The 15,532-nt window shown below is 44.1% G+C and carries 11 protein-coding genes; 1 reads left to right on the top strand and 10 read right to left on the bottom strand.

The annotated features are described in order from the left end of the window. Positions 1-79 precede the first annotated feature (79 nt). From KTR07_RS23445 to KTR07_RS23485, 9 genes are all read right to left on the bottom strand, one after another. Positions 80-4,054, bottom strand: a complete 3,975-nt coding sequence (locus tag KTR07_RS23445; protein ID WP_048695110.1) for a two-component regulator propeller domain-containing protein — start codon at positions 4,052-4,054, stop codon at positions 80-82. 194 nt (positions 4,055-4,248) lie between these two features. Continuing rightward, positions 4,249-5,637, bottom strand: coding sequence for a phosphoglucosamine mutase (glmM, locus tag KTR07_RS23450; protein WP_048694982.1), 1,389 nt, complete (start codon positions 5,635-5,637; stop codon positions 4,249-4,251). 29 nt (positions 5,638-5,666) lie between these two features. After that, entirely contained in the window at positions 5,667-6,311 is a 645-nt protein-coding gene (locus tag KTR07_RS23455; protein WP_008760869.1) for a DUF4827 domain-containing protein, read from the bottom strand. A gap of 118 nt (positions 6,312-6,429) precedes the next feature. Next, positions 6,430-7,467 carry a bifunctional oligoribonuclease/PAP phosphatase NrnA gene (locus KTR07_RS23460; protein ID WP_008760868.1) on the bottom strand — a complete coding sequence of 346 codons (1,038 nt, stop codon included), beginning with the start codon at positions 7,465-7,467 and terminating at the stop codon, positions 6,430-6,432. Between the two features lie 45 nt (positions 7,468-7,512). After that, complete coding sequence (locus KTR07_RS23465) at positions 7,513-9,615, bottom strand: ComEC/Rec2 family competence protein (protein WP_048696030.1); 2,103 nt, start codon at positions 9,613-9,615, stop codon at positions 7,513-7,515. Between the two features lie 8 nt (positions 9,616-9,623). After that, positions 9,624-10,274: a ribulose-phosphate 3-epimerase gene (gene rpe / locus KTR07_RS23470; protein WP_022470924.1), complete on the bottom strand. Its 651-nt coding sequence runs from the start codon at positions 10,272-10,274 to the stop codon at positions 9,624-9,626. A 52-nt stretch (positions 10,275-10,326) separates the two neighbouring features. Continuing rightward, entirely contained in the window at positions 10,327-11,295 is a 969-nt protein-coding gene (fmt, locus tag KTR07_RS23475; protein ID WP_011109030.1) for a methionyl-tRNA formyltransferase, read from the bottom strand. Between the two features lie 62 nt (positions 11,296-11,357). Then, positions 11,358-13,154 (bottom strand): chloride channel protein, encoded by a 1,797-nt coding sequence (locus tag KTR07_RS23480; protein WP_008760864.1) that lies wholly within the window; start codon positions 13,152-13,154, stop codon positions 11,358-11,360. Next, complete coding sequence (locus tag KTR07_RS23485; protein ID WP_008760863.1) at positions 13,155-13,718, bottom strand: L-threonylcarbamoyladenylate synthase; 564 nt, start codon at positions 13,716-13,718, stop codon at positions 13,155-13,157. It abuts the gene before it with no gap. 78 nt (positions 13,719-13,796) lie between these two features. Between KTR07_RS23485 and KTR07_RS23490 the strand changes: the two genes are divergently transcribed. After that, entirely contained in the window at positions 13,797-14,234 is a 438-nt protein-coding gene (locus tag KTR07_RS23490; protein WP_011109028.1) for a thioesterase family protein, read from the top strand. A 190-nt stretch (positions 14,235-14,424) separates the two neighbouring features. On the opposite strand, the gene KTR07_RS23495 is transcribed toward KTR07_RS23490, so the two are convergent. Next, positions 14,425-15,279, bottom strand: coding sequence for a phosphodiester glycosidase family protein (locus KTR07_RS23495; RefSeq protein WP_165938091.1), 855 nt, complete (start codon positions 15,277-15,279; stop codon positions 14,425-14,427). Positions 15,280-15,532 lie beyond the last annotated feature (253 nt).

A 15,532-nucleotide genomic window follows, 5' to 3' on the forward strand; every position in this document is an offset into this window, starting at 1 on the left:
AGACCAACCTTAAAAAGCAGCACAGATCAGCATGGGAATTTATTTCTTGGCAACTAATACCAGACCGCTTCCTGGCTGTTCACTCCTGATTTTTATGAGTGTCATTCCCTAAAAGCTTCTCTCTATATACCTTAGGAGTTACGCCAAACTTACGGGTAAACTCTTTGTAGAAGTAAGCACGACTGGATATACCTACATCGGAAATTACATCCTGAATAGACAGTTCCTCGTTCTGCAACAAACGGGCGGCCTTCTCCATCCGGTAATCTTTAATCAAATCGCTGGGTGACATACCCGAAATCTCCTTAAACTTCCGGTAGAACTGACGGGAACTCATCAACATTTGTTCTGCCACAAACGTGGAGCCCAAATCTTCACGATCCAGATTCTGCTCCATGACCTGCAAGAACTTCCTGACAAAATCCGCCTGCTCCGTAGTGGTACAAACAATAGAATCTGCCCAGCCTTCCAGGTCTTCCATATAAATCTGTCTGGCTTCCCGCTTGCCATAAATCACTTTATGGATCGTTTCTTTCAGGAATGGTATATCATAAGGAAGAACAATATAAGAATCTGCCCATAGAATCAACTCCCGCTGCATAGACGCACTGACTTTCCATGTCAACATCGGAATAAACGCTGTCCTCGACAACATAGAACGATTCTTATTGACATACTTTATAAAAGTACTTTCCGCATCGGCATACATAAGCATATCCACCAGAAATAAAGTCGGTGCGGACTTATGCATCTCGTCAAATGCCAACTGCACACTCCGCACTGAACGGACTTCATACTCATCGGAAAGTAACGCACTGATCAACCAGACGATCTCTTCCCTGTCTTCCAACAACAAAACTGTTTTTCTCACTTCATTCTGCTCTGCCACAACAACCGGATCAAATGTGATAGTCAACTGATTATCCTGCCCTACAGGGGTTATATAGCGCATCACACTATTCTGCTGCTTCAATGCAGAAAACACGAAACGTTGCATGGTCCGTATCCTGAACATATCATCCGAATCTTTCGCCCTGATAGACAAGAGTTCTTCTCCGGACAATACATCCTTCAATCCTTTCACTGTTTCATCCGGAGAAACAAATGTCAGCATCATACAACCTGCTTCTTCTGTCACCGTCACCGATACCTTCTCTGTCTTACAACTGGAAATATAAAGGTAACTGAAATAAAGGATACAACGTAACGCATTCTTATAGGCGGGATAAGTGAAATTTTCCGGAATGTCTAACTGTATCGAAGAGACATCATGGCCTTCTTTTTCAAGTACTTGAAGCACCTCTTCCGCCATCTTCAAAAGAGACAAACGCCCCGAAACCGAAAAATGCAGCGACGACAACAAACGGAAACATTCATCACCCAACCCACACCCAAAGAGCAAGGACATCACGGATTCACGAATCTGACCTATTTTCTCTGCATGTCCTTCAGAGGAGATATTCTTGTCGTTTAGCTGATCACAAGCCTGATAAATGAGAGTACAAGTATTGAGCACCTCACGCGCCTGATAACTATCCGCCGCCAGAGATATATTTCGATTTTCCGACTCCAGCAGTTTCTTCATCATCCGTTCATGACGAAAATACTTGCGGAAAAGATGAATCACATACATTACCAATACGATACCCAATAGTATATAAACAATGTACGCATACACTGTGCGATACCAAGGGGGCAGAATGTGTACGGGAATCGTGAAGGTCTTGTATTCTGTAGCAAACACATCTTTCTTATAGCGAACCTTAAACAGATAATCTCCGGACGGGACGCTGAAATAGGATGCTTCATTCACACTGCTGAAAGCTCCCCAGTCCTTATCATAACCTTCGAGCATATACGAGTATTCCACATCGCCACCACTGGCATAATCAGGTACAACAAAGAATAAAGAAAACGAAAGATTGGCTCCCTGCATCCGCAGCCCTTTCCTGTCCGGCAAATAATGGTCTTGCAAATTGACAAATGTCTTTTCTATGATCAGCTTACGCAATAATATTTCCGGATAATATTCCGGTGCTGCCGACACCTTCTTATCAAGGTAGAGCAATCCGTCGATTCCTCCGAAGAAAAGACAACCGGTATATGGACAACGGTAATATGCATCATCGCTAAACTCTCCTATCTGAATGCCTCCGCTGTAATAATAGGCATGAGAAAATGAATTTTCCGGATTGAATTTGATCAGTCCGCGATTCGTACCCAGCCACAGCAGCCCGTTGGCATCTTCCAGAATACTATGAATCATGTCATTAAGCAACCCTTGTTCACGACCGATATAATCCGCTTCCAGTTTGCGTTCTTTAAAAGTAACGCGCACCAAGCCGGAGGTAGTGCCCACATACAATTGCTCTCCATGCCAGTGCAAACAGAGAATATCGTCAACAGATTTATGCAGAATCTCATTCAGGGAATAGATCTGATACTCTTCCGTTTTCCGGTCAAAACGTATCAATCCCTTTTGCCTGCTTCCCAGCCACAACAGGGAATCTCCTTGTGGCACCATACTATAAAAGAGGTTAAGCTCTTGTTGCTCATGGTAAAAACGATAATTCTTCCACGATTTGATTTGAACGTCCTGCTTACTGTTATCTACTATTACTTTATAAAAACCTTTACCCGAAGTCGCCAGATAAAGGACACTGTCACTTTCCTCAAAGATGGAATGCACTTCTGCCACTTCTCCTCCAGTTCCTGTTTCCCTATTTGAAAGTTCATGCAACTTTCCATTATCAAAAGAATAATAGCACAAGCCCGAAGAGCCGGTTCCAACCCAGAATCCATTCCTATAACGGCTCTCCAACATGGAGTATACCTGAAATTCCCTGTTCTGCTTGACATACGACATCGCATTCTGCTTTTTATCCAGCGAGTAAACCTCTGTGTTGGATGCGTGTACCCCGTCCCGATAGTTTTTCACATGCAGCAGCCCGTCTCCCTTTGTTCCAAACCAAAGTCCCCCGTATTTGTCGGTCATTATCGACCTTACCTGACGGGTCAAATTAGGTGAGAAACTGTTTAACATCAGATTAGTGGCAATAGAATACTTCTTGGAATACATAATGGCTCCTTGCCCGTCGGTTCCTACCCACAGTACCCCTTGCCGGGAGTCATTATAAATACCATAGATACGCATATTCTGATCGATAATCTCCTCTGCATACTTTTGAGAAAGACGCAAGCGAATCAGACCATTCGTCTGGAATGCGATAACAATATCCTCATAGAAAGGTACAATTCCCGTTATTTGCCCATATTTATGAACCATCTCACCAATGTTACGGATGTAAATCTTAGACTTTCTTGATATATCATACACAAAAAGATCATAATCCGAATCATAGAAACAGAATACACCATTCTGATAGCAGACATACTGTATCTGCTTGGAGTGAAAATGTGAGGGAGTAGTAGTGAGACGCGTAGACAAGGTATCCTGATCGAAAGAGTTTAAAGAGAAACGATACAGGTCACCGCTTTCATAAGGGAAAAGGTATAATTCACCTTCGTCGGTAACAAACGCGCGAACATCTACTTTCAGCATTTTAATATCGGGCATCGGAATCCGCACAAAACGGCGATGGTGGGTATTGTAATAGGCAATCCAGTCATAACTCAACGCCCATGTATTACCTGCATGGTTGGAATGAATCACGAAATCAGTGTCAAATTCGTAATTGCAGATTACCTGCCGTGAATCCTTCGAAAAACGATTGGCTCCCAAATGTGTAGTTATCCATAAGCAACTGCTGTCTGCCTGCTGAATAGAATGAATAATGTTATTGCTCAGCGTCTTTTGTTCCGAAAAGTCTGAACGAAACACTTCCATACTTTTCCCATCGTAACAATTTACCCCATCATAGGTACCAAACCACATCAATCCCTCATTATCCTGAAAAAGACAAAGTACAGCGCTATTGGACAATCCCTGCTGGTAGTCCACCTTTTGGAAAAGATAGGCATCCTTTACATTGTCAGCTATGCTAATCAATGGACAAATCAATGTGATAAAAACTAGAATCAGGCGTATTCTCATAGCATTTTGGAAAGTAATCAGATAATAATATGCACAAAGGTATATTTTCGGTAGCAAATTACCAAAAGTTTTTTTCGCCTTCAGCGGTTACAAACCTCACATTAACAAATAGGTATCTCAGAAAGACATGAAAAAAGGGAGGACTCGTTTATTAGTCCTCCCTCTCTTTATTATGCTTAAAACAAATTGTGCTGTTACTTGGCTAGTTCATTGATTACATCCATAATCTTCTGACCGATCTCTTCAGCAGCTTCCATAGTCGAAGCCTCGCTGTACACACGGATGATCGCTTCCGTGTTGCTCTTGCGCAGGTGCACCCACTTATCAGCAAAGTCTATCTTCACACCGTCGATGTCATTGATTTCTTCGTTCTTATAGATTTCCTTTACTTTAGCCAGGATAGCATCCACATCGATTTCCGGTGTCAGGTCTACCCGGTTCTTGGCAATGAAATAAGGAGGATAAGTAGCACGAAGCTCGCTCACCTTCTTTCCTTCGTGAGCCAGATGGCTGAGGAATAAAGCGATACCTACCAAGGCGTCACGTCCGTAATGGCTGGCAGGATAGATCACTCCACCGTTTCCTTCACCACCAATTACAGCATTAGTTGCTTTCATCTTGGTGACTACATTTACTTCTCCTACAGCAGAGGCGCTATATTCCATACCGTATTTGCGGGTTACATCACGCAAAGCACGGGTAGAACTCAGATTAGAAACCGTATTGCCCGGAGTATGCTTCAATACATAATCGGCTACAGTAACCAATGTATATTCTTCACCGTACATGACACCGTTCTCGCAGATCATAGCCAGACGGTCAACATCCGGGTCTACAACGAATGCAACATCCGCTTTTCCACCTTTCATCAGGTTCATGATGTCACCCAGGTTTTTTTCAAGTGGTTCGGGGTTATGCTGGAAGTTTCCGGTAGGTTCACAATAGAGTTTCTCTACATGTTTCACACCCAGACGTTCCAGGAGTTCCGGAAGGATAATACCTCCTACAGAGTTTACACAGTCGATAGCTACACGGAAATTCGCTTTCTTGATAGCTTCCACATCTACCAGTTCGAGAGCCAGTACGCTGTCGATATGTTTTTGATTATAAGTCAGGTCTTTGCGGTAAGATCCCAAGTGGTCTACATCGGCATAGTCGAATTCCTCAGCCTCAGCAATACGAAGTACTTCGTTGCCTTCTTCCGCATTCAGGAATTCTCCATGTTCATTGAGTAGTTTCAGTGCGTTCCACTGTTTGGGGTTGTGAGAAGCTGTCAGGATGATACCGCCACAGGCGCCTTCCATCGTCACAGCCAGCTCGGTAGTCGGGGTAGAAGCCAGATCGATGTCTACAACATCCCAGCCCATTCCCATCAGTGTGCCGACAACTACGTTTTTTACCATTTCACCTGAGATGCGGGCGTCGCGTCCCACTACAATTTTGTTGCTTTGTGCCTTACAGGTCTTACGAATCAAAGTAGCATAAGCCGAGGTGAATTTTACAATGTCAAGCGGATTTAGTCCCTCACCCGCTCCTCCGCCAATAGTTCCGCGGATTCCAGAGATAGATTTGATTAGAGTCATAGGTCTTTTAACTAAGATTTATATGGGGGTTAATTCAGTGCTTTGCTGAATGTCCAAATATCATAATAGTATGGATTGACGTATTGTTGTGCTGATGAATGTCCTACCTTGGAAGGAACGATCAAACGTACGTGAGCGTAGTTGCGCACAAAAGGTAGTGCAAGCAGCCAGCCTGCAGGTACTGCTGTTGACTGATAATAACTTGCCCAGTAATAGTCCATTTGTATGAAAGTACCGTACACATAGCTGCCTTCGGCTACATAACGGAATACAGCGGGATTCGTGTAAAGCTGATTTGCATCTCCCCACTCTTCGAGGAAGACATTGAAACAGGTAGTGTCGCGTGTCATTATATCTTCTTCGATATAACGGACGCAGATTTCATTGTTGTTAGCGAAAGTATCCGTTTTGTTCTCGGCACTTCCACGATCTACAATCTGCATATATACACCATCGGAGAGGGCAACGTATTCGTTCCGGATCAAATCGGTGACAGTATCATTCTTCTCAAATTCGTCCTGTGAAATGATCTGGATTCTTTTATCTTTGATGAATTTATTCACCGCATTCTTTTCGTCCTCCAACATTTCAGCGTAAGTCTTTGAATCGTCGCACGCCTGGAATATACCTCCGGCTGCCAACAAAGAGAGAAATAAAAATACAAGTTTCTTCATTATCTGTTATTTAGCTATATTCTGCACAAATGTATCTCAAATTCATTGAAAGATGAAAGGGGAAAGTTGAAAGTTGGTAACTTTTAACCTTTCTCTGTCTACTTTTAACCTTCCATTCTTAGCTTTTGGCTGTCAACAAAGGTTTATATTTCTCCAGTGCCTGTTCGAAAACGGCTTTCGCCTCCTCTATCGTTCCGAAAAATTCACCGCCCGAAGCATTCAGATGACCGCCTCCGTTAAAAAATTCGGCTGCAAGCTGATTGCATGGGAAAGTACCGACCGAACGGAGCGAAATCTTAATCATTGGCTTTTCCGTATCTTCCCGCAAGAAACAGGAGAAACATACGTTCTTAATGGTAAGGGGAATATTCACAAACCCTTCGCTGTCACCTTTTATATAGTCAAACTTACTTTGTTCTTCCTTTGTCAGCGATATCAATGCGGCATTGTAATCTGAGTAAACCACCATATTTGACAACACATACCCCATCAGACGCAGGCGGCTCTCTGAATATGTATTGTATACTTTACGGTAGATATCATCTTTATCAATCCCTTTGGAAAGGAGTTCGCTGATGATAAAATAAATCTCGCGATTGTTGGAATTGTAGGTAAAGCCACCTGTATCCGTCATCATACCGGTATAGATACATTCTGCTCCTTCCTTTGAAATATCACTGAAGTAGCCCATACGACAAATCAGACGGAATATCAGTTCGGAAGTGGAAGATATCTTAGGATAAGACATGGTAATCTTACAGAATTCTTCGGGATAAAGATGATGGTCGATCATCACTTTGCGTGCCGGAGAAGCTGCCACGGCATCCGCCATCTCATCAATACGCTTTAAGGCATTAAAGTCCAGACAGCAAATCACATCAGCTTCGGCAATCAATTTGTCCGCAAAGTCCTTATAGCGGTCATACAAAAGGATATCCTTGCTGCCCGGCATCCAGCGGAGGAAATCGGGGAAAGCGTTAGGAACAATTACATTTACTGTCTTCTCCTGTGAATCCAGGAAGTGATAAAGCCCCAGTGAAGAGCCGATAGCATCGCCGTCGGGCGACACGTGAGAAACGATTACTATTTTGTCAGCGCGCTCAAACCACTTGGTAAAGTGGTCGATTTTTGCCTGTTCTATTACTTTAGTCAACATACCATATTCTTTTTCGAGTTGCAAATGTACGATAATTCTTCGTACTTAGAGCAAAAACCGCACAGAACCTTCTTCAGACAGAGTGATAAAATGCAGATGCAGTCTCTTACATTCCTCCCGGAAGAACTGTTTGCGATCATCGGAAAGGGAAGCATCCAACAGGATACAAGATGGAGAAAAGAGTCCGGTAAGTTCTTCCAGACGACCGTTATAGCCTTTGCATAAGTACATATAATTAATAAATAACGGTGAAGCGGCAGATTTGTTCCGCCATCGATTATCGGTCACCATACAAATACGGTAGCCATGATAAAATACAATCTGCTGATGACGACAGAAGTCAACGTTCTGACAATCAGCCGTTACTTCTATTGGAGGCAGAAGTTGATGACGTCTCCAATAATTAGCCGCTACAGCCTGCAAACGGCGCTTATCAGAAAGGGTATCGGCATAGTTCAGCCAAGAAGTCCCATCCTCAGCAATACAATGAATCGCCGGACAACCACGGACATTGTAAAATACAAGGCTCGGACAAGGACGGTCATACCAGCGCATGACCGTGTGATAAATGCCCAGACACAACAGGCAGGAAAAGCAAACAACAAGATTCCTGAACCTTCGGGTCTTCAAATAATAAAGAAAAAGCAACAAGAAAATGTAGATGCCCAACACCTCCAGACGATAAAGCCAGATACCATCCAAGGAAGCATAAGGAAGTTGCTCAACCCACCGGACAAAATCATTCAACACTTTCAACAGGAATCTGACTGCTCCCGCCATAACAAACTGAACGGCAGGCAGTGGAGTCAGAAGAAGCATAAGAACGGCAGCATACAAAGTTACAGTCACCAAAGGTATGACTACTAAATTAGTCAGCAGAAAATGAGTGGAGAAACGGGAGAAATACAGCATTACAAGCGGAGCAGTTCCTATTTGCGCAGCTATCGATACACTCATCAATCCCCAAACATATTTTCCTATCCTGCTCTTCACAGGCAACAACTGATAGACCGGTTTCTGAATCATCAAAATAGAAAGTACAGCTAGAAAAGATAATTGAAAACCAACATCGAACAACCAAGCCGGATTGACCAACAGCATTACCCATGCGGTAGCAGCCAGTGTATTCAGAGTCAATGATTGGCGTCCGAACAGTTCCGCTATTGCCAAAACCGAGAACATACTTACCGAACGGACGACAGACGGTGACAGACCGGTAAAAAAGGCAAAAGACCATAATAAAACAAGGAGCAGAACGGAACGGAAATATCGCCCTGCCTGCCACTTCCTTGCTAGAGGTTTCAAAAGGAGGAAAAGCAAAGCATACAAAAGCCCTATATGCAGGCCGGATAGAGCCAAGACATGACTGGCACCGGATACTGAATAACTTTCACGGATAGAGTCACTTAAATCGGTCTTCTCACCCACGGTCAACGCTGAAAGCACAGCCAGTTCATCTCCTTCAAATCCCAGCTTCCGATAAAGGTTTATCACCTTTTCCTGACAAAACATCGCAGTATACCTGATAGATGGTGACCATAACGCCCATTTCCCGGATGCTACGTACCCCGTTCCACTAATGCCATGACGCATCAAATAGCGGGCATAGTCAAACTCATCAAAGTTTCCTCCGTTAGCGGGTGGAGCAATGCGGGCAGATACCAGCAGTTCATCTCCTATCTTTAATTGTTTATCCCCCAGTTTCAATAAAGTAAACAATGAATCTTTCTGCAAATAAAGAATAGCCTTTCGCCCTATCGGACATACCCCTGACGAATCTCGCAGCTCTTTAAGCAATACCCTACAGAGCAACGTCCGTTCTTTAGTCTCCGGAGTATCCGTTAGTCGTACCCGATAAACCGCTTCCTTCTCCGGAAAGTCATATACCGTTTGTTTTAATTGACAAGTAATGCCTAGCCACCCGCCTGCGAAACAAAGCACAAAGACAGATATTCCAAAACACCACCGAAGTGAACGCCGTTTCAGAAAATAGAGGGCAATGCACAGTCCGGCAAAGAGACCAAAGTTCAGAATACTCCAAAACAGTTCCGTCGATTGATCAAAGAAGCAATCTCCACAAAAAACGCCTGCTATCCACGGGATAATCAGGCGTATATAAGGATACTGATGTAAAGAGGCAGTATTCAATGTGTCCGTTACAACTTGTGTAACTGGCGGATCATCTCTTCCGGGTCCGGTGCTCCGAAGACAGCATTGCCGGCTACCAGCACATCCGCTCCTGCTTCCACCAGTCGGGCACCCGTTTCCAAATTCACACCTCCATCCACTTCAATCAATGCTTTTGAACCGGTCCGTTCTATTAAAGCACGCAATTCACGGACTTTCTCTACAGAATGCTCAATGAACTTCTGCCCGCCAAAACCCGGATTCACACTCATGATAAGTACCATATACACATCCTGAATGATATCCTGCAATAAAGCAACAGGAGTTGCCGGATTGATTGTCACTGCCGGCTGCATTCCAGCTTCTTTGATTTGCTGAATCACCCGATGAAGATGCGTACAAGCCTCATAGTGAACATTCATCGTATGTGCGCCCAACGCTTTCACTTCAGGGATAAACTTCTCCGGATTGACTATCATCAGATGTACATCCAACGGTTTGTCCGTCAACTTTGCTACATACTTCAACACCGGGAAGCCGAATGAAATATTAGGAACAAATACTCCATCCATTATATCAATATGTACCCACTCCGCTTCGCTGCGGTTTATCATTTCAATATCTCTCGCCAGATAACCAAAGTCGGCAGAAAGGATGGAAGGAGAAATAATCGGTTTCATCATTCTATTGTTTTAAGTTCTAAGTTAGCTTGACCGTGGTCAGTTCATTCTATCAATTCATTTTATATCCATCCGACAAGCGGAATCCACGAAGCAATTCATCGGTCTTCAGACGTTTCTTGCCGGGAAGCTGCAAAGAGAGGACAGAAACAAATCCATCGGGCACAGCCACCTTTATATATTTCTTGCCATCCGTCACAACTGTTCCGACAGGCAACTGATGTGCCTCATAAATCTTCTCGCTCTCAAAAATCTTCATCACCACCGCTTCTCCTTCCGGACTGACCAACTCACTCCATGCAGCAGGATAAGGCGACAGACCACGAATGAAATCATACACCTTTTTCACCGGAGAATTCCAGTCAATCCGGCAAGTCTCCTTAAATATCTTCGGAGCGGGACGTAGTTCGCCCACCACTGCCATATCTTCCTGAGCAATTGGTTTCACCGTATCATTCAAGATCGCATCCACGGTTTCGAGCACCAGCTTACCACCGAGGATCATCAGTTTATCGTGCACCACTTCCACATTATCCGTGTCGGCAATGGGGACACGTACTTGCTGAATCACTTTTCCGGTATCAATCTCGTGTTGCAGGAAGAAGGTAGTGATACCAGTCTCCGTATCGCCGTTGATAACCGCCCAATTGATAGGAGCAGCACCCCGATACTGAGGAAGCAACGAAGCGTGCAAGTTGAAAGTACCCAACCGCGGCATATTCCAGACCACCTCCGGCAACATACGAAAAGCAACCACAATCTGAAGATCAGCTTTCCACTCACGAAGTGCCTGCACAAAAGCCTCATCCTTCAGTTTCTCCGGTTGCAGCAACGGCAAGTTCTGTTCGAGTGCATATTGCTTGACAGGAGAATATTGAATTTTGTGTCCGCGTCCGGCCGGTTTATCGGGCATCGTTATCACGCCTACCACGTTATAACCACCCTCTACCAACTGACGCAGGGCCTCCACCGCAAAATCGGGAGTACCCATATAAACGATCCTTAAATCTTCTTTCTTCATAATCTTCTTATTATCTTCGTAGAAGTTATCTGCATAGTAACCTGGCTCCGGCACCTTGCCGGTTAATCTTCAGAAAAATGTACCAGTACTTGGCGGTATGAGTTAAATATCTTTGATTTGGAGACAAATCCCTGATATCGTCCTTCTTCGTCCACTACCGGCAGATTCCATGCTTTGGTATCATCAAACGTCTGCATCACTTGTTCCATTCCATCCGTATCGAATATCTTGGCAGGAGCAGATGTCATTAATTTATTAACAGTAAAACGGTGATAAAGTTCTTGCCGGAACATGATGTTGCGGATATCGTCGAGCAGGACAATTCCCAACAATTCGCCGGTCTTTTTATCCGTCACCGGAAACATATTACGGTGGGAAGCGGCAATGGCTTTTACCAACTCTCCCAAGTCCATTTCCGGATGCACGGCTACAAAATCTTTCTCCACCACATTCTCCATCTTCATCAAGGTCAGCACTGCCTTATCCTTATGATGTGTGAGGAGTTGACCGCGCTTGGCAAGACGCATGGAGTAAATACTATGAGGCTCGAAAGCTATAATCGTTAAATAAGAACTGACAGACACAATCATCAACGGCAGGAACAAATCGTAACCTCCGGTCAGCTCGGCTATCAGGAACACTCCTGTCAACGGAGCGTGCATAACCCCACTCATAACACCCGCCATTCCCATCAAGGCGAAATTCTTTTCGGGCAGATAGGCGGAAAAGGCAAAGTCATTGCTGAAATGAGAAAACACGAATCCGGCAATACACCCTAGATAAAGCGAAGGAGCGAAAATACCACCACACCCGCCGCCACCGTTCGTCGCACTGGAAGCAAACACTTTCAGCAAGATAATCAGCATCAGATAAACCTGCAACAGATTACCATAGCCGTAGAACATAGAGTTGTTCATAACCGTGTCCCATTCCGCTGCCGAAGTTCCGTTCAGCAGAAGTTCGATTGTATCATAGCCTTCACCGTAGAGCGGAGGAAAAAGGAAAATCAGCACACTCAGCATCACACCGCCAAAAGCAAGTTTCTGATAAGGGTTCTTGAGTTTTCCGAATACCCCTTCAATGGAGTTCATCGCCCGTGTGAAGTAGAGAGAAATCAGTCCGCAGAAGATTCCCAGCAAGATCACGTAAGGGATACGTTCCAGTTCGAAAGCCTGGTCGAGGTTGAACTTGAACATAGCCTCCGTTCCGGTTGTGATATAGGAAACAGTTGCCGCAGTCACGGCGGAAATCAGCAAAGGAAGCAGAGAAGACATCGTAAGGTCGATCATCAGCACTTCCAGCGTAAATACCAGCCCGGCAATCGGGGCCTTAAAGATTCCCGCAATCGCCCCTGCCGCGCCACAGCCGACGAGCAGCATCAGCGTGCGATGTTCCATCTTGAAAACACTTCCCAGATTGGAGCCGATGGCCGAACCCGTCAGCACAATCGGTGCCTCCGCTCCAACCGATCCACCGAAGCCGATCGTGATGGCACTGGCAATTGTAGACGACCAGATATTATGTCGTTTGATACGTCCCTGACGACGCGAAATCGCATACAGGATCTTGGTAACACCATGACTGATGTCATCCTTCACGATATTACGCACAAACCATCCCGCCAGGAAAATACCGATCACCGGATATACCAAATACAAATAGTTGGCCGATGTCGCATTAAAGTTGTTTGTCAGAAAATTCTGTATCTGATGAATAAGGAACTTCAAAAATAAAGCGGCAATCGCAGTGAAGATCCCGACCAGAAAGCTCAATATCAGGATAAACTGCTTTTCCTTAATATTAGCTTCCCGCCATTTGATGCAACGCTGTAGTAAACTCTGTCTCTCCTCTCTTTTCATCTATTCACGAATTATCTTGATCACTCCGCCTTTATCTAACTTTATAATACTTGAGGGCTTGGGACGGCTCATATCATCCTGTCGGAAGCCGACTATATAGTCCACTGCCGACTTGACTTCTTCGCTGATCTCAGTAAAGTTGGCCGCTCCCGGCTGTCCGCTGATATTGGCGGAAGTGGAAACAATGGCTTTACGGAATTGCTGACAAAGTCGTCTGGAGAATTCTTCATTGGTCACCCGGATACCCACGCTGCCATCTTCCGCCAGCAGGTTCGGGGCCAAATTCCGTGCACCGGAATAAATAATAGTCAATGGTTTATCGGCTACTTCTATCAGGTCCCATGCCACATCGGGGACATCCTGTACATAAAAATCCACCTTCACAGGAGAGTCTACCAGTACCAGCATAGCCTTGCTATCGGCACGTTTTTTTATCTCATACACCCGGTGTACAGCCTCTTCGTTAGTAGCGTCACAGCCTATGCCCCATACAGTATCGGTAGGATAAAGGATGACACCTCCTTCATTCATCACCTGACAGGCTTTTTTAATATCTTCTATCATTTCTTGAACTATTTCTGTTGAGAATAACACGCAAAAGTAGTACTTTTGCGTCGAAATAAAAAAGATTAAGGGAAAACAATGGAAGAAATCGTATTTCATCATGCACTGCCTATCCAGTTGCGCTTCAACGACGTAGATAAATTCGGTCACGTCAACAACACTGTCTACTTTTCTTTCTATGACTTGGGGAAGACTGAATATTTCGCCTCCGTATGTCCGGGAGTGGACTGGGAAAAGATCGGCATAGTGGTCGTTCATATCGAAGCCAATTTTGTAAAGCAGATTTTCGCATCCGATCATATTGCCGTACAAACCGCCGTTTCTGAAATTGGAACCAAAAGCTTTCATCTCATCCAACGGGTGATCGACACGGAAACCCTAGAGGTGAAATGTATCTGCAAATCGATCATGGTAACTTTCGACCTGGAAAAACATGAGTCGATGCCACTAACCGAAGACTGGATAGAGGCAATCTGCAAATTCGAAGGGAAGGACGTACGCAAGAAGAAAAACTGAAAGAAATAAGCCTTCCCCGGTGTCGGGACCATTCCTCATCGGTGCCTGACTTCGGAGAGCCAAAACCTGAGCGATAAGAAAAGTTTTATACTGAATCATGTCCGCTATATAATAGAAATTACTTGCTTATACATTATATTATATATAATTCCTCTCTCCAAAAGTGAACAGCAACCATGTGAATACTCTCTTAATGAACATAAAGGAAGTTTGCCACTTTACGCTCTCCTTGATGATCATAGTTTCTGTTATCACAGGGAAAGTTCACAATTCCCTCTTCCGGTGCACCGGACAGCCATAAGGCGGTAGAGCCTCCCCCATCCAGATTCAGCGCATCTTTTCCACCCAATACATGAAGCAGATGTGCCAATTCCGGAATGTTGATTCCGACAGCATTTTCCGGAGATCGCCCATCGACAGTAACAAACAGAATCTTTCCTTCTTCAGTCAGACAAATAGCACTACGCGGATGTTTGGTTTCTATAAAATTGGCATTGCACTGACTCCAGTCATAGTATTCCCCGTCTTTCAGCATCAACGGGCCAGAAGCTAACACAGAACCTTTATTTTTCTTGTAGTTCTTCTCGATCTGCCTGTCCCAAGGAATGAGCTTCACTTTTCCTTTCTTCTCATAAACTGCTCCTGTCACCCGCAACTTCAATTCATCCAACGAAGTAGTGTCCACAACCTGACTTCCCACCTTCAGAAAACAGACAGAGTTTCCTTTCGTCATATCAAAATAGGAACCGTTGATGGCTCCGATGGCCTGATGTTTCCGGGCAATCCGGCTTATTTTCTCCAATTGTCCGGTAAAGGCAATTCCGATCTTTTTGCCAGCCTTCGGATTTATCTCCAATATATTAATGGACTGAGTGCCTTGATAAAGAGAAGGGATGGAAGCCCGCTTATGTACAATTCCATTTTCTACGGTCACCACTTCCCAAGGAGCTGTCACTATTGCTATAGAATCAGCAACAGTCTGTGCATTTACAACCTTAACGGCCAACAAGATTAGAACAATGATACCAACAAGATTTCTTCTCATAAACAGTCTATAAGTTTTGGGTCCATATTTCATGTAATAACTAATCATACAAAGATATACTTCTCCTGTCATATAACTAATATATTCGGATATAAATAAATTAATTCATTTACGTACGGACATGAACATAAACTCTATAACATTACCGATATTACTCTATATGTTTAGATATCAACGACTTATAGTTTCCTATCATTTTGTAGTGTACTGAATAAGTTGACACTTCAAAAATCGAAAATAAAGATGAAATATT

The organism is Bacteroides sp. MSK.20.82, assembly GCF_019052485.1.
Classification (GTDB): domain Bacteria; phylum Bacteroidota; class Bacteroidia; order Bacteroidales; family Bacteroidaceae; genus Bacteroides; species Bacteroides thetaiotaomicron.